At 60.8% G+C, this 19,879-nt stretch carries 13 protein-coding genes and 2 pseudogenes; 3 read left to right on the top strand and 12 right to left on the bottom strand.

Annotation, left to right across the window (positions count from 1 at the left end):
* Window positions 1–69: 69 nt before the first annotated feature.
* Window positions 70–876 (top strand): SPOR domain-containing protein, encoded by an 807-nt coding sequence (locus tag ACOYW2_RS23045; protein ID WP_482768135.1) that lies wholly within the window; start codon window positions 70–72, stop codon window positions 874–876.
* Window positions 877–978: 102 nt separating this feature from the next.
* Here ACOYW2_RS23045 and ACOYW2_RS23040 read toward each other — a convergent pair whose 3' ends face one another.
* The 12 genes and pseudogenes from ACOYW2_RS23040 to ACOYW2_RS22985 form a co-directional block, all read right to left on the bottom strand.
* Complete coding sequence (locus ACOYW2_RS23040; protein WP_482418256.1) at window positions 979–4,593, bottom strand: DUF3683 domain-containing protein; 3,615 nt, start codon at window positions 4,591–4,593, stop codon at window positions 979–981.
* Window positions 4,593–6,207 (bottom strand): annotated as a pseudogene (locus ACOYW2_RS23035) (peptide chain release factor 3). Before ACOYW2_RS23035 ends, ACOYW2_RS23040 begins: the two are co-directional and overlap by 1 nt.
* 503 nt (window positions 6,208–6,710) lie before the next feature.
* Window positions 6,711–6,986 (bottom strand): hypothetical protein, encoded by a 276-nt coding sequence (locus ACOYW2_RS23030; RefSeq protein ID WP_180142278.1) that lies wholly within the window; start codon window positions 6,984–6,986, stop codon window positions 6,711–6,713.
* A 318-nt stretch (window positions 6,987–7,304) separates the two neighbouring features.
* On the bottom strand, window positions 7,305–8,828 hold the full coding sequence (locus ACOYW2_RS23025) for a sigma-54-dependent transcriptional regulator (RefSeq protein ID WP_482768134.1): 1,524 nt from the start codon (window positions 8,826–8,828) through the stop codon (window positions 7,305–7,307).
* A gap of 353 nt (window positions 8,829–9,181) precedes the next feature.
* A complete protein-coding gene (gene ettA / locus ACOYW2_RS23020; RefSeq protein ID WP_180142281.1) occupies window positions 9,182–10,864 on the bottom strand; it encodes an energy-dependent translational throttle protein EttA in 1,683 nt (560 codons plus the stop codon).
* Between the two features lie 404 nt (window positions 10,865–11,268).
* Window positions 11,269–11,736, bottom strand: a complete 468-nt coding sequence (locus ACOYW2_RS23015; protein WP_482768133.1) for a TFIIB-type zinc ribbon-containing protein — start codon at window positions 11,734–11,736, stop codon at window positions 11,269–11,271.
* The gene (locus tag ACOYW2_RS23010; protein WP_482768132.1) at window positions 11,720–11,950 is read right to left on the bottom strand and encodes a double zinc ribbon domain-containing protein; all 231 of its coding nucleotides are present in this window, start codon (window positions 11,948–11,950) and stop codon (window positions 11,720–11,722) included. Before ACOYW2_RS23010 ends, ACOYW2_RS23015 begins: the two co-directional genes overlap by 17 nt.
* A gap of 179 nt (window positions 11,951–12,129) precedes the next feature.
* The gene (locus tag ACOYW2_RS23005) at window positions 12,130–13,263 is read right to left on the bottom strand and encodes an SPFH domain-containing protein (RefSeq protein WP_482418253.1); all 1,134 of its coding nucleotides are present in this window, start codon (window positions 13,261–13,263) and stop codon (window positions 12,130–12,132) included.
* Window positions 13,264–13,603: 340 nt separating this feature from the next.
* Window positions 13,604–14,188: a DUF2914 domain-containing protein gene (locus ACOYW2_RS23000; protein ID WP_482418252.1), complete on the bottom strand. Its 585-nt coding sequence runs from the start codon at window positions 14,186–14,188 to the stop codon at window positions 13,604–13,606.
* A 54-nt stretch (window positions 14,189–14,242) separates the two neighbouring features.
* Window positions 14,243–14,536, bottom strand: a pseudogene (locus ACOYW2_RS22995) (ArsC family (seleno)protein); the annotation flags it as partial.
* A gap of 187 nt (window positions 14,537–14,723) precedes the next feature.
* A complete protein-coding gene (locus ACOYW2_RS22990; RefSeq protein ID WP_482420196.1) occupies window positions 14,724–15,206 on the bottom strand; it encodes a YchJ family protein in 483 nt (160 codons plus the stop codon).
* A 127-nt stretch (window positions 15,207–15,333) separates the two neighbouring features.
* Window positions 15,334–17,490 carry a DEAD/DEAH box helicase gene (locus tag ACOYW2_RS22985; RefSeq protein ID WP_482418250.1) on the bottom strand — a complete coding sequence of 719 codons (2,157 nt, stop codon included), beginning with the start codon at window positions 17,488–17,490 and terminating at the stop codon, window positions 15,334–15,336.
* A gap of 412 nt (window positions 17,491–17,902) precedes the next feature.
* On the opposite strand from ACOYW2_RS22985, the gene ACOYW2_RS22980 reads away from it, so the two are divergent.
* A complete protein-coding gene (locus tag ACOYW2_RS22980; RefSeq protein ID WP_482768131.1) occupies window positions 17,903–19,231 on the top strand; it encodes a hypothetical protein in 1,329 nt (442 codons plus the stop codon).
* Entirely contained in the window at window positions 19,176–19,523 is a 348-nt protein-coding gene (locus tag ACOYW2_RS22975; RefSeq protein WP_482768130.1) for a hypothetical protein, read from the top strand. Before ACOYW2_RS22980 ends, ACOYW2_RS22975 begins: the two co-directional genes overlap by 56 nt.
* Window positions 19,524–19,879 lie beyond the last annotated feature (356 nt).

Here is a 19,879-nt window from a genome sequence, read left to right as displayed (position 1 = left end):
GAATCATTGCAGGTAACCCGTTTTCTCATGAAATATCCGGGCCAGGCCCTTGAAAGATGAGGCATCACCATGGCTGAACAGGACGTACATCAAGAAAACGGGTACCCACCGGAGCCGGGGAATTCCGGGGACGGGTGGCCTCGAAGGGGAAAGGCCTTTCGCCGCGCAGCCCTTTGGGGCGGGCTCCTTGGGCTGATGCTTCTGGCCCCCATGGTGTTTCTCGTGGGAACCGGGGTCAAAATAGCCCGGGACCCCGATTTTGTGCCGGCCCCCAGGGCAGAGAAGGTGACGGTGGACCTTTTCCAGAAACCGGCACGGAGAGAGCCCGAGGCAAAGGCAGAGCCCCTGACGCCTGAGCCCCTTGACCACGGTATTGCCGCCATGCTGGCAGTCCCCTCGTCAACCGCTGGCCTTTCAGACACCTACCCCTTTACCCTTCACGTCGGCTCCTTTCGCAACGCGGCCCGGGCCGCCGCCCAGGTGAGCGCCCTTCGGGAGCTGGGCGGGGCCGCCTTTTCCGCTTATGTGACGATTCCCGGCATGGGGGACTGGTACCGGGTGTTCTGCGGCAACTTTGCAAGCAGGGAGGAGGCTGAGGCCGCGCGGGAGACGCTCTTGGCCCAGGGGGGCTCGGAAGCCTCTCTGACGAAAAAAAGCGTGGCCCTTGCCGTGGAGGGCCCCCTGCCCGTCAGCGATGCTCTGATTCTGGAGAGCCGTCTCCATGCCCTGGGTTTTTTTGCCTACGTCATGCCCCGCCCTCCGGCGGATGGCCGGGTGCAGGTCCTGGTGGGCGCCTTCCAGACGGAGAGCCGGGCGGGCGTGATGCGCAAGCGCCTGACCAAGGCGGGGTTTGAGGCCAGGGCCGTCAGGCGGTGACACAGAGAACCGTTCCAGGGGATACAACCAAAAAAGGCGCCTGACCCGCTTACGGGGGAGGCGCCTTTTTTATTGGGATGGTTCAAAAGACCGGGGCGTTTTTTAGAAGGTCACCACCTCGGCCTGTTTCACCATGGCTTTGAGTTTCTCTTCCCAGTCCTTGCCGCCGGTCTGGATGGCCAGCTCCACGGCCAGGTGACGGGGAACGATGTCGAGGTCCTTGTTGCGGCCCAGGCCCTGGATGCAGGAGGGGCAGTTGGTGAGTATGGTGGTCTCACGGCCCTTGCCCAGGGTGCGCAGCTCGATCTCGTCATGCTTTCTCTGGAGCATGGCGTTGGTGATGTCCGGTCGGCTCATGGAGAGGGTCCCGCCTTCGGAGCAGCAGTGGGGCACGCTGTCCACGGAGTAGCCGGTAAACTCTTCGAGCATGCCTGCCGCGTCACCGTCCAGGGAGTCGTGGCAGGGGGCGTGGTAGAGGCAGCTGTTGCCCCCTTTGACCTCCAGGCCGTTTTCCAGGGCAAAGCGGCTCACGTCGGCAATGTTGCAGTCCAGGATCTCCGGGGCCTCGATCTCTTCCAGGGCCTCTCGGCAGGTTCCGCAGCTCACCACGCAGGCGTCGAATTCCACGTAGCTGATCATTTCGCGGATCTGGCTGAAGATCACCGAGTCCCGAAGGGTCATCTGGCTGTGCTGCACGCCCTTGGCGTTGACCTTGGCAGGAAAGCCGCAGCAGATATACGGGGGCGGCAGCACCACCCGGACCCCTGCGGAGAGCAGGATGTAGATGGCGGCCTTGGAGATGTCGGAAAAGAGCCGCTCGGACCCGCATCCCGGGAAGTAGAAGACAGACTGCTCCGCCTCCTCCGGCGGGTTGAGGATCATGGCTTGGTTGTTCCCGCACTTGGGCAGGATGTCCCGGAGGGTTCCCGCGGGTGGCCGGGGAACGGGAGACGCCAGGATCTCGGCTGCGTGGGTCCCGGACAGCACCTTGCGCATGGGGGCCATGTTCTTGAGCATCTGGTGGCCGGTGCGCTGAAGAGAGCCGCCCCAGGAGACCAGGCCTTTTCGGAAAAGGGCGTTGCCCAGGGGGTTACGGGTCTCCAGGTACGCCAGGGAGGCCCGGGTGGCCATGCGGGTCTTCTTGTACTTGCGGGAGACGAGGATCTCCCGTTCCATGAGGGAGACCTCGGCTGTGTCGATGTCCACCGGGCATGGCTTGAAGCACTTGTGGCACATGGTGCAGTGGTCGGCGATCTGCTCCAGCTGCTTGAGGAACTTGAAGCGCGTGGAGTGCGCACGCTGCACGTCGTAGAGGATGGCCTCGATGAGGGAGGCAATGGCCAGGTTCTTGTTCCGCGGGTGGTAGAACATGTTCTTGGCCGGGTAGAAGGTGCAGCAGTCGATCTTGCACTTTCCGCAGCGCACGCAGGTGGCGATTTTGGCCGCCAGGGTCTCCAGGGAGCCGTGCTGAAGGATACTTGCCTCCAGCTCCAGCAGGTTGAAGGAGGGGGTGTAGACCTTGGACTGGATGTTCGGGTCCGTAAGCTGTCCCGGGTTCATCACCCCTTTGGGGTCCACCTTTTTCCGGTAGGCGGCCAGGGCCTTGGCAAGGGACGGATCCAGGTACTTCATCTTGGTGATACCGATGCCGTGTTCCCCGCTCACCACGCCCCCTAAGCGCACCGCCTCCTCCATGACGTCGTCGGCGGTTTTGGCGGCACGTTTCATCATCTCCATGTCGTTGGAGAAGACCGGGATGTTGACGTGCACGTTGCCGTCCCCTGCGTGCATGTGGGTGGCGATGATGATCTGGCGCGCCCTCACCTCGTTGAAGATGCGCTGGATGTCGCCGGTGATGCGCTTGTAGCCCCGGAAGAACTCCAGGAGCTCAGAGAGGAGCTGCCGGGCCTGGGCGCCGTCCTGAAGCATCTCCGTGGTGGCGTTGCGGATGGCAGAGAGGGCCTCGCTGCAGATTTCTCGGGCTTTGGGGATACGTGCCTCAAGCCATTCCGGGTCTTCGATGGGCTCGGCATGCTCCAGGTAGGCCAGGGTGGCGTTGAGGAAGTCCAGCTGGTTGTATCGGTTCTCTTCCAGGTTGTAGGTGTCCACAAACCGCGTAAAGGCCCCCAGCACATCCAGGGGAAGCACGATGTCCTCGTTGAGTTTGAAGGCGTTGGTGCGCCGCGCGATGGCTCCCAGCTTCTTCCGGTCTTTCCAGAAACGCTCGGCCTCGTCCTCGTCTCGTGCCACAAAGATCTCGGTGTTTTCGTAAGGGCCAAGCAGGTCCTGGAGGCGCCGGGTCCCCCGGTCGATCTCCTCTTCGTTGTGGCCCACCATGTCGATGAGAAGGACCGCCTTGGGGCTCCCCTTACGTGTGGCCTTTACCTTGTAGTTGATGGCGAGCATGTACTCGTCGTCAAAGTGCTCCAGGGCGATGAGGGCCTCTTTGCCGCCGTTGTCGAACTCCTTGGAGATCTTGACGATGACATCGCTGGCCTCCTCCATGTCGTTGCCGAAAAATTCCAGGCAGAAGGTGGTCTTGTATTCAAAGGATGGGTAGAGGATGAACTCGGCGGAGGTGATGATGCCGTCGCAGCCCTCTTTCTGGATCCCGGGCAGGCCCCCAAGGGCCTTGTTGGTGATGTCCTTGCCCAACCCTGTTTTTCGTATCTCCGTGCCGGAGAGGCTGACGGTCTTCTTGATCTGCCCCTCTTCGTCCCGCACGGAGAAGAGGACGGTGTCCTCGGGCAGGATTTTGCGCATGGGGTGATCTTCCCGGCGCACCTCCATGAGTCGGCCGCCGGGCATGGCAATGCGGTAAGAGACCAGGTTGTCGATGGCCGTCCCCCACATCACCGCCTTTTTTCCCCCTGCGTTTTCGGCGATGTTGCCGCCGATGGTGCAGGCCCAGGAGCTGGTGGGGTCGGTGGCAAAGACAAGGTTCTCCACCTCGGCGTAGCCCATGGCCGTCTGGGTGATGACCCCGGCCTCCAGTTCAAGGACCGGCATGGTGGACGCACCGGTGCCCGGAGCCGCGGGCAGGTGCTTGATGCCCCGGATGCGGTTGAGCTTTTCGGTGTTGATCATCACGCAGCCTTCGGTGACCGGCACGCTGCCCCCGGTGAGGCCCGTGCCTGCACCGCGGGGGATGATGGAGAGGCCGAGCCTCTCGATGGCTTTCACCAGGCGGGGAACCTGGGATTCCCGGGTGGGGCGCAGCACGGCTACGGCCAGGTGGCGCCGCCAGTCCGTGGCGTCCGTGGCGTGGCTGATGATGGAGAAGGGCTCGAAACAGACGTTGTGGCGTCCGATGATGGCCCCGAGTTCGCGCCTGATGCGTCGCCGCTGACGTCGGTGCCCCTTGAGGGTGTCGTTGAGGCCCTTCAGGGCTTTGCGGCAGCGTCCGGTGATCTCCAGAACCTCTTTTTGCTCCGCCATTTTTTCGATGATGGCCAAATCGTTGGCGGCGGTCTTCAGGAACAGGCGACGGCGGCTCCGGGACCCTGCGAGGTCGTCGAAGAGAAAGGGGTTGCGCTTCAGGATGAACAGGTCACCCATCAGGCGCATGAGCAGCTTGGCGGAGCGCCCGGTGATGCGTTTTCCCCGGAGTTCCTGGAGCTTGTTCCACACCTTGGCGTCAAAGAGGTAGGTGACGACGAGTTCGTCGTCGGCAGAGGTGTAGTTGTACGGTATTTCGCGGTAATTTTGTGCTTTCATCAGTTGTATTCCCGTGTCTTGTTGAACACAATGTCGGGGTTCTGTTCCATCACAAAGCCCAGTTGCCATTCGCTGGTGGTGAGGTAGGTGAGGTGGCCCTCGGAGTCCGTGGCAAGGCTGGCCACCTGGCTTTCCTTGAAGGCGTCCAGGCATTTTTTATCGTCGCTGTCCACCCAGCGCGCCACACCGATGCTGACGTGTTCGTAGGCGGCGTCCACGCTGTACTCGTTTTTCAGGCGGGCAATGGTGACCTCAAACTGCAGCTCACCCACGGCGCCCAAGATGTAATCGCTTCCGCGCAAGGGGCGGAAGACCTGCACCGCACCCTCTTCGGCAAGCTGCAGGAGCCCTTTCTGGAGCTGCTTGGTCTTCAGCGGGTTTTTCAGCAGCACCCGTTTGAAGTGCTCCGGTGCGAAACTGGGGATGCCGGTGAATTTCAAGGGTTCCTTGGTGGTGAAGGTATCCCCGATCTTGATGGTGCCGTGGTTGTGGATCCCGATGATGTCCCCGGGATAGGCCTCTTCCACGTTGGTGCGGTCCTGGGCCATGAAGATGGTGGCGTTGGCAATGGTGATGTCCTTGCCGATGCGGTGGTGCTTGACCTTCATGCCCCGGGTGAATTTGCCCGAGCAGATCCGGAAAAAGGCGATGCGGTCCCGGTGAGCCGGGTCCATGTTGGCCTGGATCTTGAAAACAAACCCGGAGAACTCCTCTTCGGAAGGGGTGACCTCCCGGGTGACGGCCTTCCTGGGGATGGGCGTCGGGGCCATCTCCACAAAGGCGTCTAAGAGCTCCTGCACACCGAAGTTGTTGATGGCACTGCCGAAGAAGACCGGGGTCTGGGTTCCCTTGAGGTAAAGCTCCAGCTCAAAGGGGTCGGCGGCGCCTTCGATGAGCTCAATGTCGTCCCGAAGGTCATCGGCCTGGCTTCCCAGGAGCTCGTCGAGCTTGGGGTCGGACAGGTCCTGGATGTGGATGCCGTCCTTGGCCAGGGTCTCTTTCTCCGGGGAAAAGAGGTGGATCTCTTTTTTATAAAGGTTGTAGACCCCTTTGAACTGCTTGCCCATGCCGATGGGCCAGGTGGTCGGCCACAGCGTACTCGATCTGCAGCTTCTCTTCAATATCAGCCAGGATGTCCAGGGGCTCCATGCCGTCCCGGTCAAGCTTGTTGATGAAGGTCATGATGGGGGTGTTGCGCATGCGGCACACCTCCATGAGCTTTTCGGTCTGGGTCTCCACGCCCTTGGCGCTGTCGATGATCATCATGGCGCTGTCCACGGCGGTGAGGACCCGGTAGGTGTCCTCGGAAAAGTCCTTGTGACCGGGGGTGTCCAGCAGGTTGACGTCGTAGTCCCGATAGTTGAACTTCATCACCGAGCTGGTGACGGAGATGCCCCTCTCCTGCTCGATGGCCATCCAGTCACTGGTGGCGTGGCGGTCTGTCTTGCGGGACTTGACGGCCCCGGCCTGCTGAATGGCCCCCCCGAAGAGAAGGAGTTTTTCCGTTAAGGTTGTTTTACCTGCGTCGGGGTGGCTGATGATACCGAAGGTTCGGCGCTTGCTGATCTCCCGGGTGAGGGGAGTGTTTTTTTCAAAAGACATGCTGTTTGTCATACCTGAATATATAAAAAAATCATGAAAAGCGCCTCCCCGGATTCCGGGTGACGCGAAGGGAGCCGAAGGGGTGACGAAGGCGGTGTCAACAGCACCGAAGTGGTGGCTTTACGGGGAGATGCTGGGTGTTGTTGATGTTTTCCGCAATCGTCGTGTTGCTTTTGACCGATTTGTATCAAATATCCCGTTTTTTTCTGTACGGTACACACGGCAAAACAACCGGTGAAAACCATTCTAAATAAGCTATTTCACATTCTTTTTCAAGGGATTTCAAGGGAATTGACGCGGCTCTGGGTTTTTCGCTGGGGGGAGGTGCCGGAAAAAAGAGCCAAGACGACGGTGGGAAGGCGGGAGAGGGCGTCGTCCGGGTGGGAGGCTCATTTCCGGTGGGATTGCAAAAAAGGTGGGGACCACCTACGCATGGTTTGGTGGTGGGAAAGGGTTGCGTAGATGGCCCCCGGCAGAAGGCTAAAGTAAGGTGTCGGGGGTAAAGCTATCAATTTTTAGTGGACCGTGTGGGTGCTGATGGAATAATCGAATTCATTTTTTAAAATGGTCAGCACAAGCTCAATGGCGTCTTCGTCGATGATGTGTCCGGTCCATCCCATGCTGTTTAGCTGGTGGTTGATGAAACCCACCGTGAATGTTCCCCCGTCCTGGAGGATGCAAAAAACATCTTTGACCAGTCTGTTGACCTCCGAGGGGCCGAGCCCCTTATCCGACAGGTGCCAGAAGAGGGAGGTGCAGACATCGATGGTGGTTTGATTTTGTTCGTGCATGGTACCCATTCCTTGAATGGTTGCGACATCATCCGTCGTTGTCTTGCCTGAATAGAAATGCAGGGAGCGTGCCGGATATGCCGTGGAATGGGCTTTTTTTTGTGATTTCTTGGTCGGGGGATGAAACTGCCCGGAAACACAGGGGGAAACGATCGGCCGAGAGTGAAGGGCCTTTTCAGGCTGCCTTTGCCGATGTGGCGTGCACGGTGGAAAGGGGCCGCTTAAGTGGATGGGGGATGTTCACAAAAGTGAATAGATGGTTTGGATTGTGGCCGGAGAGGCCCTGTAATCGGGGCTCTCCGCCGTCTGGTCCGTCCGCTATTCAAGGGGGGCGGACGGGCAGGCATCGTCTTTTTCCGGCTCTGCGGTGGACCAGCCGAGTCGGGAGATGCCGTACTTCTTCATCAGGGTGTACAAACGGGTCCGCCCGAGACCGGAGACCTGGCAGGCCTCTTTGATGTTTCCACGGGTGACCCGCATGAGGTGCTTGAGATAGGCCTGGTCCGCCTGGGTGAGCACCTCTTCCCGGGAAGGCATCTCGTGAGCCTGTGATGGAAGCGCCGGGGAGGGGGCAGGGGAGAGAAGCGGGGGAACCGCGGTGAGCCCTTCGGGTTTTTTCTCGACCTGGTACGCGGTGGTGGCCTGCGGGGGCATATCACCCGCCAGGTTGGCCCGGGCAACGTGGACCCGGATGGCATCGGGCAGGTGCATGGGAAAGAGGATGGGCTCTTCCCCTGCTTTGCTGATGGCCCCTTCCAGGGTGTTGACCAGCTCCCGGATGTTACCGGGCCAGCTGTAGGCGCAGAGCACCTGGAAAAAGTCCGGGGAAAAGCCCTTGGGCTCGATGCCGAAGTTCCGGCAGATGGCCCCGGTGTGGTAGAGGATGATGGCCTGGATGTCCTCGGGGTGCATGCGCAAAGGGGGCAGCTCAATGGCCACGGTGCGGAGTCGGTAGAGGAGATCGTTTCTAAAGGTGCCTTCGGCCACCATCTTGTCCAGGTCCCGGTTGGTGGCCGCCACCAGCCGGAAATCACTTTTCTGCTCGATGCGGCTCCCCACCGGGCGGTAGCACTTCTCCTGAAGGACCCTTAAGAACACCTTTTGAAGGGGCAGGTCCATTTCCCCCACCTCATCCAAGAAGAGGGTGCCTCCGTCGGCCTGCTTCACCAGGCCTTCCGATGTTTTTTCAGCCCCGGTAAAGGCGCCCTTTTCATGGCCGAACAGGGCGCTCTCCTTTAAGGTCTCGGGCAGGGCCGCGCAGTCAACCACCACAAAGCGGTTCTCTTTGCGCTTGCTGTTGTTGTGGACGGCCCGTGCAAAGAGCTCCTTGCCGGTTCCTGTCTCGCCGGTGATGAGTACGCTGGCGTTGTTTCGGGCGGCATGGGCCAGGGTGGTGAGGCAGTCGTGGATCACGGGGCTGCTGCCGATGATCCCCTGGCTGTCCACAGGGTCCTCCTTGACCGAAGAGGCCTTGAGGTTCTCCCGGTACTGGAGGGCCCGGCTCAGGGTGAGGGTGATCTCTTTTAAATTAAAAGGCTTTTGGAGGTAGTCCCAGGCGCCGTTTTTGATGGCCATTTCCGCGCCGTCGGCATCGCCGGCACCGGTGATGATCACCACCTCGGGCTCTCCCGGGGTGCTGCGGATGCGGCGCACCAGCTCCAGGCCGCTTCCGTCGGGAAGGCCGACGTCGAGGAAGACGAGATCAAAGGCCGCGCTCTCCAGTTGCTGCAATCCCTCGGTGAGGGTCTGCCGGGACATGGAGCGGTGGCCTTCCCTTCGGATGAAGGCTTCAAGGATTTCACAGATCTGTTGGTCGTCGTCGATGATGAGGATGGTGGCCATGGGCAATGCATTCTCCCCGAATCAGAAGATGGCGTTGGTGAAGAGTGACGGCGGCGCAAACGGTGTGGGCGTGAACCACAGGGGGCAGGGCCGAAAGATACTTGAAATACAAGCTGATTCTCGGTCTTTGTTTCGAAGCCCATCGCCGTCTGTCACGTCGGGTGCTTCGGATTTATTGTGGGTATATAACAATCTATATAACAAATTTTATCAACTCTGCAATCACTTATCAATGGAGGGATCGCCGCAACGGGCCGTGTTTCCCGGGGCGGTGAACATCTTTCCTCGGAACGCCGTGCCCCCTTGGAGAGGGCCGACGGAAAAGGCGCCGTGCCTTCCGTCGGCCCCGACGATTATCGGGTCAGGTGCCGGTACTTGATCCGATGGGGCTGGTCCGCGTCGATGCCCAGGCGCTTCTTGCGGTCCTCTTCGTACTCGGAGTAGTTGCCGTCGAACCAGACCACCTGGCTGTCCCCTTCAAAGGCGAGGATGTGGGTGACGATGCGGTCCAGGAACCAGCGGTCGTGGCTGATGACCACGGCGCAGCCCGCAAAGTTTTCCAGGGCCTCTTCCAGGGCTCGCATGGTGTTGACGTCCAGGTCGTTGGTGGGTTCGTCAAGGAGAAGGACGTTGGCGCCTTCTTTGAGCATGCAGGCCAGGTGCACGCGGTTTCGCATGCCGCCGGAAAGGGCGCCCACCTTTTTCTGCTGGTCAGAACCGGAGAAATTGAAGCGGGAGACGTAGGCCCGTGAGTTGACCTCGCGGTTGCCCAGGGAGATGGTGTCCTGGCCCCCTGAGATCACTTCCCAGATGCTCTTGTCCCCGTCCAGGCTGTCCCGGCTCTGGTCCACGTAGGCCAGCTTCACGGAGCTGCCGATGTTGATGGTGCCGTCGTCCGGGGTGTCCTGACCGGTGATCATGCGGAAGAGGGTGGTTTTGCCCGCGCCGTTGGGGCCGATGACCCCCACGATGCCGCCGGGGGGGAGCATGAAATTCATGTTCTCCACCAGAAGCTTTTCACCGTAAGCCTTGGCCACCTTGTCTGCCTCGATGACCATGTTGCCGAGGCGGGGGCCGGGGGGAATGAAGATCTCCATCTCCTGCTCACGCTGCTTGGTGTCCTCGTTGAGGAGCTTTTCGTAGGCGGTGATACGGGACTTGGACTTGGCGTGCCGTCCCTTGGGGCTCATGCCGATCCACTCCAGCTCCCGGGCGAGGGTCTTCTGGCGGTTGCTCTCCTGCTTCTCTTCCTGGGCCAGGCGCTTGCCCTTCTGATCCAGCCAGGAGGAGTAGTTTCCTTTCCAGGGAATGCCTTCGCCACGGTCCAGCTCAAGGATCCAGCCCGCCACGTTGTCCAGGAAGTAGCGGTCGTGGGTCACGGCAATGACGGTGCCCGCATAGCGCTGGAGGTGCTGTTCCAGCCAGCCCACGGTCTCGGCGTCCAGGTGGTTGGTGGGTTCGTCAAGGAGAAGGATGTCGGGCTTCTGGAGCAGCAGGCGGCACAGGGCCACGCGGCGCTTTTCACCCCCGGACAGGACGCTGACCTTGGCGTCGGCGGGCGGGCACCTCAGGGCGTCCATGGCCATCTCCAGGCGTGAGTCCAGGTCCCAGGCGTCCAGGTGGTCCAGTTTTTCCTGCACCACGCCCTGGCGGGCAATGAGCTTGTCCATGGCGTCGTCGTCCATGGGCTCGGCAAATTTTTCGCTGATCTCATCGTACTCCTTCATGAGATCCACCACTTCCTGGACGCCCTCCTTGACCACCTCGATGACCGTGCGGTCTTCGTCCAGCAGGGGCTCCTGCTCCAGGTACCCGATGGAAAAGCCGTCGGACAGGATGGTCTGGCCGTCGAATTCGGTGTCCACCCCTGCCAGGATGCGCAGCAGGGAGGATTTCCCGGAGCCGTTGAGGCCCAGGACGCCTATCTTGGCCCCATAGAAATAGGAGAGAGAGATGTTTTTGAGCACCGGTTTTTTATCGTAGTATTTGCTCACACGGATCATCGAGTAGATGACCTTGTTGCCTTCATTTGACATGGAATCACTCCTTGGGTGGCGAGGCGGGGGCCCGTTATGGATAAAAAAACGGGGTGGTCCCGGCCCTTGTGTTCAGATGGCGCGTCGTTAAAGATACCGCGCGTGCGTGGCCCCTTTTCTGCCGCATAACCGAGGTAACCTACCAGACTCCTTCGAAACTCGCAAGTATCTGGTGCGCAAAGGGGCCCGGCTTTCCGGGGGGCTGGCTCATTTTCCGGGCTGACGGGGCAAAGGCGGGGGGGGAAATGCCGGGATGGGGCGATGAAGGTGAAAGGTTCAGACAGGTTGTCGGCGGGATGTGTGGGGGCCCAAAGGGGCTTGCGCCCCCCGGGCCCGGAAGGCGGGGTACGGACGCCACGTACGCGCTCCGTCGGTGCCGTAGATTATCAGCGTGTCACAACGGCTTATCTCACCAGCCAGCGGATGACGCGGCCCACCATGGTGAAGAGGTCCGGGTCGCTGTGGCGCAGGGTGGCCCCGTAGGTGTCGAAGCCTCCGCCACCGTGGACCGTGGTGGCCCGCCTGACCTTGATGTCCTCCCGGGCGTCCATTTTTCGCTTCATGGCCTCGCGCTGGTCGTTGTACATCTGCCCGCCGGCTTTGACCCACTCCAAAAGGTGCCGGAGTTCTCCACCGTCCAGCCAGAGCCCGTGGTCGGGGCAGCGGTCGATGATCACACCGCTTCGCTGGCCGAAGTTGACGCGGTTCATCACCGTCTCGCACACCGGGCACTTGATGTAGGAGATGCCGTACTCGTCGTGGCGCTGCAGGGCGTAGAGCTCTTTGAGCTTCTTGTGGTTGACGTGGCCCACGTTTTTCACCGTGGCCTTGATGAGGGCTTCGAGCTCACCGGCATCAAAGAACATGCCCATGCACGTTTCGCAGCGTTGAGATCGAGGTGCCGCCGATCTTGAGGTCGATGGTCTTCATGGCCTTCTCACACCTCGGGCAGATGCGCTCTTTTTCAGGGGCCACCTCGGTGTACTCGTGGATGCCGGACAGGTCGGTGTCGTTTCGGGTTCCGCAGTAACTGCAGACAATGGTGTCCGCAGGGATGGGGGCTGAGCAGTTTTTGCAATTGGCCATAGGTCAAACTCTGTGGGGTGATAAGGATGTCAACCAGTGGGGGCAGCACTTTCGCTTGCCTCCGGCGGGGCGCTTGAAAAAAAGCCCCGCAAAACATGTTCCGATTGGCGCCGAAGCCCGTGGGCGAAGGCGGATGAAACCTCTGGCCCCCGGCAGGGCGCCGGGGGCGTGTTGATCTATCAAGGCAGCGGGGGCGGCCCGTCTTCCAGGAGGAGCCTGAGCTCCTGAAGATCGGTGGCCTTTTCCCAGCCTTCCATGCCTTTGCGCCAGACCAGGGTCTCTTTGGTGATGGCCTTGTCCCGGATCATCTCGTGGACGATCTTGGGGGAAAATGGACCCTTTTGTTCTCCGCCGATGCCCAGGTAATACGAGATGGCTTCCTGGGGGGGCAAGGGGGGCGGTACGGCAGCGCCGGAAGAGGTGGGGGCCGCCGCAGGCTGACTGGCCTGGGCTGCCTGGTCGGCCATGGTCCGGGTCATCTGGTTGGCCATGGCAAACCCCATGCCCATGCCCACCCCTGCCGAGGCGTCCCCCGAGGGGTTTTCCGCCGCTTTTTCCAGGGCGTTGGCGGCCTGGAATTTGGTGTAGGCGTCCAGGTCCCCCACGATGCCCATGCTGGTGCGTTTGTCCAGGGCCTCTTCCACGGCCTTGGGCAGGGCGATGTTTTCGATGAGGAGCTTGGTGAGGTCCAGGCCGTAGGCGGAAAACTCTCCGGCAAGCTTGGCGGTGACCCAGGCCGAGAGCTCGTTGTAGTTGGCCGCCAGGTCCAGGACCGGGATCTTGCTTTCGGCCAGGAGGTCGGCAAAGCGGGTGATGACCATGCTGGTGAGCTGGCCGGTGATCTCCTCCACGGTGAAGTGCCCCTCGGTGCCGGCGATCTCCGTGATGAAGGCCTTGGGGTCTGCGACACGGACCACGTAGGTGCCGAAGGAGCGAAGGCGCACCGGCCCGAACTCGGGGTCCCGCAGGGTGATGGGCTTTTTGGTTCCCCACTTGATGTCCGTGAAGTTTCGGGTGCTTAAGAAGTAGACCTCGGCTTTAAAGGGGCTGTCAAAGCCGTGGTACCACTTTTGGAGGGTGGTAAGGACGGGCAGGTTGCGGGTGGTGAGGCTGTAGAGCCCCGGCCCGAAGACATCGGCGATGCGGCCTTCGCTCACAAAGACCGCGGCCTGGGACTCCCGGACGGTGAGTTTGGCCCCGTACTTGATCTCGTTCTGGTACCGCGGGAACCGCCACACCATGGTGTCCCCGGAGTCGTCCAACCAGTCGATGACATCGACCAGTTCACCTTTCAGCTTGTCCCAAAGAGCCATGTGGGTCCTCCTTCCTCGTGATGGGGCCGTCATGCGGCCGGTTACGGAACCGGGAACGTGTGTGCCTTATTCCTTATGTCGGATAAAGGCACATCGGACTTTAAACGTGCCGTAACTATTCAGCTTATGTTTGCCTCCGGCGGCCCTGCCGGGGGCCAAACTTTTGAAACGTTTGACAAACAGGTCTTGACGGCTTTGGCATGAATTTCAGCGATTTTGATTGTTTTAATCTTTTTGCGGAGCTCTTTTTTAAAAAAAGCGACCCGCCGGAGGCAAGCTGAATAGTTACAACGTGCCTCCGGTTGTGTCCGGCCGGAGGCACGTGGTGTTGAGCGTCTGGCTATTCCACGGAAAAATCGGTCTGGGCCAGCAGGGTCCCGTCTTCGGCCAGGATTTCCACTCGCCAGGGCGCAGGAAGGGAAGGGCTCATGGCCTTGGAACTCCAGGTTCGCCAGGACGCGGAGGCGCCGATGGTCAGGGGCACCTCGGCCACGCGCTGACCGTCACGGTACCAGACATGGGTGATGGTGGTGGGCTCGGGGGAGACAATGCGGCTGTGGCAGAAGAGGCGCGGGGTGTCCGTGGAGAAGAGGGTACCGGTCTCAACGGGCTCACGCTCCACAATGTCTGTTGCGATGACCATCTCCGAGACACTCACAAGGATCGGGATGTTTTGCTCTTCGGCAGGTTCCATGTCCGCTGCGGTTTCAAGGTCCTCGGAGGTCATGGGCTCCGGGGGCAGGGGGACTGCCTCGGCCTCAACGTCGGCTTCAACGGCCGTGGGCTGAGGGGTGGTGTCGGACTGGGCCGTGAAAATCACCTCGCCTGGGTTGGCGTCGTCCAGGGTGGGGGCGGCGGAGGCAAACGATCCGACAAAACACAGGGAAAAAACGGCAATGAGAAGCGGTGCAAACAATTTCAACATGTTTCTTTCCTTTCGACTGGGATGCCAGGGGATGTTGCCCCGAGGCATCGGGTTCTATGGAGCGAAGGTTGCCTTATAATAATCGTCGTGAAACCCCACCACAATCCGGTCTTTCAACCTGAGGGTGGGGGCGCGCAGGTTTCCGGACGGCCCCATGGCCGCCTTGAGTATGGCCTCTTTGTTCTCGTCGCTGGCCTGCCATTCCGTCACCTTTTTTCCCCGGGCCGTGATTACCAGGGGGCGTGATGAGAGGATGGCCCAGGCCGCATCGGCGTCAATGCGCTCTTTTCGCGCATCCACGACCTCTTTGGGGGCGAGGTTGAGGGGCCCAAGAAACTCCTGGGTCTTGGTACAGGACGTTCAGCCTTTTCGAAGGTATGCCCATTCAATCATGATATGCTCCTTAACGTGATGGTTGGGTGTGACATGTGTGGGAGACCCACAGGGTGCCGGAGCAGGAATCCCCGGCGGAAGAGGGGGAGGGGAAAGCCCTCGGCAGGAGGGCTTTCCCGGAATGAAACGGATTACCGCTGTGCTATCCGCAGCATTTTTTGAACTTTTTGCCGCTGCCGCAGGGGCAGGGATCGTTGCGGCCCACCTTGGGGCCCTGGCGGACAACGGTCTCGGGGACAACGCCCACGCCGTCGTCAAAGTACCAGGCACCGTCGACCTTCACGAAGCTTGCCAGCTCGTGGTGGCGAGCCTTTTCGCCTTTGACGGCGTAGTTGGCGATGAATTCCACCTGGCCGGTTTCGTCGCCTTCGCCGCCCTTGTCGGTGCGAACCACCTCCAGGTTGAACCACTCGGATTCGCCACCAGTCGAGTTCTGGCGTTCGTCATGGGTGTGGCGCTTGTCGGGGTGGATGGACTCCTTCAGGAAATCGGTCTCCACCTTGGCATAGGCGGTGTATCGGGCGCGCATGAGCTGCTCTGCCGTTTCAGCGGCTTTTTCGCCTCTGATAATGGGTCCGCAACAGGTATCGTAAGCCGCATCAAGTCCGCATGGGCATGGTTCCATGAATTTACTCCTTCAAGTCTGTATCGTTGCTTCGTCTTTTTGGCCCTTGTGCATGGGCCGGATCATCACAGGTTATCCTCGTGAGGTCCTATATAAATAAAATGACGCATAAAGTAAACGCCCAGCATTATACGGGAGAACCTGCAACGGGCCCCTCCCGGTGCTCGGGAATCTCTTCCAGTGTGGTGACGATGGGGTCCCTCATGATCGCCTTCTTGGCCTCGGCTGCGGCGGCCGCTGCCTGGGGGAAGACCGCGGAGAGGGCCGCAATGTGGTGCAGGTTGTCGGCGGTGCGCAGAACCAGCCTGGAGAGGTCCCCCTCCTGAAGGCCCGAGAACCTTACCACATCGTTCCACGGGGTGCCTGCTGCCCAGAGGTACAGGGTGGCTGCCGGGTGGAGGTAGAGAAAGGGGACGTTAAATCCCCAGTCCAGCATCTCCCGGGCAAAGGGGGTGAGCCCCTTTCTGATGGTGAGGAAGGTGTGGATGAGCTTCTTGGGCAGAGCGCTCCGGTCGATGCTCTCGTCGTCCCGTTCCCGTTCGTTCACAAAGGAGGCCACCATGGCCGTCATGAGGGCCGGGTCTTCGGGGAAGAGCTTCAGGCGGAAGCATTCCCCCACCAGAAGGGGCGAGTCGATGCGCAGGCGGGATGCCCACTCGCCGTCGGCGGTGAGGCGGTTGTCGTCGTCCACAAATCCCTTGAACTTCAAAAACTCCAGGTGAAGGGTGAAATCCTCCCAGAGGCGCCTGTTGTTTCGGCCTCTGCCCCGCTTTTTCTCCAGCAGGAAGGAGGCAAATGATTTGTCCAGGAGCCCTTCGATCTGGTGGGGGCTGTGGGAGAGCAACAGGTTCAGCACCATGGAGAAGTTGATGCGGATCTGGCTCTCCACGCGCTCGGGGGCCTGGTTGGTGAGGCGCGCCAGGTGCCGGAGGTCGTTGAACTTGCCGGGCAGGATCACGGCAAAACCCACCTTGTCCTTGCCACGCCGTCCGGCACGGCCCGTCATCTGGTTGTACTCCGAGGAGGACAAGGGCATGAACTCCACGCCGTTGTAACGGTCCGAGTTCATGATCACCACACTCCGGGCGGGGAAGTTTACCCCGGCGGCAACGGTGCTGGTGGCGAACATGGCGTCTAAAAGCCCTTCGTTCATGAGGGTCTCGATGACGATCTTCCACCCCGGGAGCTGCCCGCTGTGGTGGGCGCCCACGGCCAGGTGCTCCAAATGATAGCGCTGCTTGTGGCGGCTGAGATGGGGGTGGGCCGTGAGGATCTCGTCCACACGCTGGGAGAGAAGGTCGGCACGGGCCGGGTCCCCGGCCAGGATCTCGCCGGAGCAGAGCTCCAGGGCACCGTTGCAGTCGGCCCGGGACTTCATGAAGAAGATGGCGGGGAGCAGCCGGTATTTTTTCAGCACCTTCATGATCTCGCCCATGGGGGGCAACCGGTTGGGGGGCGCCAGAATGGGGGGATTGTCCTGATTGACGTAGGAGTTGACCTTTTTGTACAGCCCCACGCTTCCCTTGCCCCCTTTCTGGCTCACCAGGGGAAAGAGGGTGCCCGAGGGGTGGAAAAACAGGGGGTGCAGGGGCACGCTGCGCTTGGTCTCTTCGATGACCTGAACCTCCCGGCCCCTTAGGTCGGTGAGCCAGTCCGCGATCTGGCGGGCATTGCCCACGGTGGCCGAGAGCAACAGCAGGGGAATCCGCGAGGGCAGGTAGATCATCACCTCTTCCCAGACCACGCCGCGGTCGGCGTCCCCCAGGTAGTGGGCTTCGTCCATGACCACCAGGTCGGTGGTAAGGTCCCGGCCGGTGTGCATGGCGTCGTAGAGCTGGTTCCTCAGGATCTCGGTGGTGCCCACGATAATGGGGGCGTCCGGGTTGTCCTTGATGTCCCCCGTGAGGATCCCCACGCTCCCTTTGCCGAAGAGATCGCAGAAACGGCTGAAGATGGTGTTGGTCAGGGCCTTTAAGGGCGTGGCGTACCAGCACCGCTCTCCCCGCTCCAGGGCCCCCATGATGACCTGCTCGGCAATCCAGGTTTTTCCCGATCCCGTGGGGGCCGTCACCAGGCAATCCCCATGACGAACCGCCTCCACCGCTTCCAGCTGAAATCGGTCCGGAGAAAAAGGACGGGCCTCCGGGGTGCCTATCTGCTCAAAAATGGGTTTCAGCCGCTCATCGGAGCCGGCCTTGATGGTGGGTGCGAATTTTTTTCTGGGCGGCCGTCGGTGTCTCCGGCGCTTGGGGTGGGGACTGCGTCTGTGGTAATTCTGTGTCATAGGGTGAGGTCTCTAACCAGCCATAGGCTATGGATACAACGTTTATCATGGATGGCACGCCCGAAGCGTCGGACCATGTCCGGTTGCGGGCGGCGCTCAAGTCATTTGTTTGCGTATTTTTTATCAACAGCCCACTTTATCATATCCGGCCGCGTTCTGTACCACCAAAAGTCCCTTGTCATATCCCGGGCAGTTCAGAAAGAGGCAACGTTTGCCGATACCTAAAAATAGAAGAGGGAGGCCCTTGTGTCGGTAAAGGGCTGGTCGTGCGAACGCAAACCGTCTGGAGTGCCTTGTGAAACGTGTGTTGCCTGCCTTGGTTGTTCTGTGTCTTTTCAGCGCATGTACCCAAAAACGCTTTGCCTTTGAATACGCCGGTGAGCCTGTACCAGGGCCCGGCGGGCCATGTCGTGTGCACGTGGCACAGGAAGGAGATGGGCAGCCCGGGTTTCGGGTGAAGGCGGTGCGGCTTGTGCCGGAACGGGTGGTCAAAACCCGGGTGGAAGCCAGGGGGGTGACCCGCCTGGAGATATACGGGTACGAACCCGATGCCCGGTTGATCCTGGGCAGCGCCCTCTCCACCGTGGCAGGGGTTGTGGTAACCCCGGCCATGTGCGTGGACACCGGCTGGGGGGAGCCCGACGGGGAGGAGGCCATGCGGCAGCGGGTTGTGGACAGCCACCTGCGCTCCTGGCTTTTCATGGGGTACCTGTGGGCTCCGGTGGACTATGATGTCGTGGATCGACGCCGGATCCATGAAGAGACCGGAACCGTCCGCGAACAAAAGGTCTGGGGGAACATCCGGGTGACCGTCATGGACGATCAGGGGCGTTCGGTGGAGACCCTGGCCCTGGGAGACGGCCTCTATCGCCCGGACGTTACCGACGCCCTCCTCGAATCGCGAACCCTGTATGTGAGCGCCTCCTGCGAGGGGGCCTCCGATGCCCAGACCCTGGACCTGCTCCCCTGGTACCGAAAGCGGTACGACCTTACCCGGAAGGAGGCCTCTGCCTTCGGCCGGCTGGACCCCGACCATCGCCCCTACCTTTTGAAACTCCCCCCGGAGCTGCGCGCCGATTTTCTCGCTTTTTCTTCACCGGAGCGAAACAGGTTTACAGAGCTGCTTCCCCTGGCAGCAATCCAGGATCGAGGGGCGGTGAAAGCAGCCCTGACCGCTGCTGTCGAAGGAGCCCCTCAACCCATCGCCTCCTTTGACGATGATCTTCCTGCTCTGCTTAAAGCCAGCAGCAAGGTGCAAAGGGATTCGCGGAACTGGCTCTTTGCCATGGGCATCGAGGCCTACGACCAGACCGGCCCCATCACCTATTCACGCCGCAGCGCAGAGCTCTTTACCCGGGTGGCCATGAAGCGCCTGGGGGTTCCGCCTGAAAACGTCTTTCTCCTGACCGACGACGGGCAAAGCGACATCCCGGAGCTTGCCCCCCGCACCTTTCCCGTCACCGCCGCCTCCATCAAAGACCAGTTTCGCTTTCTCCTGCGAGGCTGCCGGGAGACCGTGATTGGTCCTCCACGACAGCGGCCACGGCCTGCCCTCCCTGACCCAGGGCAGCGCCCCTTATCTCCTGGCCCGGGACCAGGCACCGGACTTTGTCCATACCGACCCCTTTTTCAGGGTAGACGCCCTGCTGGACGCCCTCTCCCAAAGCCGGGTCGCAGAAGCCATCGTGTTTCTGGACAGTTGTTTTACAGGGGCCTCCGACGGCTCATCCGCCTTTGGTAACGGCCGGGCCGCCACCCGCCTCGTGCCCAAAGGGATAGAGGTCGATGACCGCAGCATGGCCGTTCTCACCGCCGGAACCGAACGCCAGTTTTCCAACATGTACCCGGAAAAAGGCCACCGACTCTTCAGCTATTTTCTCATGAAAGAGCTGTGCCACACCCACCATACCCTGGAGGGCCTCTTTGAGCGCGTCCACGACCAGACCCGCCGCGTCAGCAGGGCCAGGGGCGGCACGCAGCTCCAGGAACCGACCTTGAGGGGCAACGGCCGGTTGAAACTGCCGGGGACGTAAAAGGACGCCTCCGGCGGCCCTGCCGGGGGCCAAACTTTTGAAAAGTTTGACAAACAGGTTTTGAGAACAATTCCGGTCGTTTTACTGATATTGGGGAGTCATATGTTCTGGCCTTAACGAGTCTGTAGCCCTCTTTTCCCTCAGCCTTTCAGGGCTGAGGGAAAAGAGGGCTGAAACCGAAACGTTTTTGGTCCGGTTTTATTTTAAGCTACCGCCGGAGGCAGTGCGGTTAAATCGGCAATGGGCAAATAGCGACAACGTACCCTGTGACTTCGAAGCTTGTGAGCCAGACCGCACAAATCATTAGCGTTTATGTCGGGCGTAGCCCGAGCCGAAGGCCATTGCGCTTTGCCCTG

The organism is Desulfoluna sp. CLI2B (assembly GCF_056847375.1).
The sequence above is the reverse complement of the archived record's forward strand: the minus strand, read 5'-3'. Positions and strand labels throughout refer to the sequence as shown.

Excerpts from the sequence above, each read along its gene's own strand:
- ACOYW2_RS23045 (WP_482768135.1), top strand. The coding sequence starts at position 70 with ATGGCTGAACAGGACGTACATCAAGAAAACGGGTACCCACCGGAGCCG.
- ACOYW2_RS22985 (WP_482418250.1), bottom strand. The coding sequence starts at position 17,490 with ATGACACAGAATTACCACAGACGCAGTCCCCACCCCAAGCGCCGGAGA.
- ACOYW2_RS23040 (WP_482418256.1), bottom strand. The coding sequence starts at position 4,593 with ATGAAAGCACAAAATTACCGCGAAATACCGTACAACTACACCTCTGCC.
- ACOYW2_RS23015 (WP_482768133.1), bottom strand. The coding sequence starts at position 11,736 with ATGGGCATGTTCTTTGATGCCGGTGAGCTCGAAGCCCTCATCAAGGCC.
- ACOYW2_RS23005 (WP_482418253.1), bottom strand. The coding sequence starts at position 13,263 with ATGGCTCTTTGGGACAAGCTGAAAGGTGAACTGGTCGATGTCATCGAC.
- ACOYW2_RS23025 (WP_482768134.1), bottom strand. The coding sequence starts at position 8,828 with ATGGCCACCATCCTCATCATCGACGACGACCAACAGATCTGTGAAATC.
- ACOYW2_RS23030 (WP_180142278.1), bottom strand. The coding sequence starts at position 6,986 with ATGCACGAACAAAATCAAACCACCATCGATGTCTGCACCTCCCTCTTC.
- ettA (WP_180142281.1), bottom strand. The coding sequence starts at position 10,864 with ATGTCAAATGAAGGCAACAAGGTCATCTACTCGATGATCCGTGTGAGC.
- ACOYW2_RS23000 (WP_482418252.1), bottom strand. The coding sequence starts at position 14,188 with ATGTTGAAATTGTTTGCACCGCTTCTCATTGCCGTTTTTTCCCTGTGT.
- ACOYW2_RS22990 (WP_482420196.1), bottom strand. The coding sequence starts at position 15,206 with ATGGAACCATGCCCATGCGGACTTGATGCGGCTTACGATACCTGTTGC.
- ACOYW2_RS23010 (WP_482768132.1), bottom strand. The coding sequence starts at position 11,950 with ATGGCCAATTGCAAAAACTGCTCAGCCCCCATCCCTGCGGACACCATT.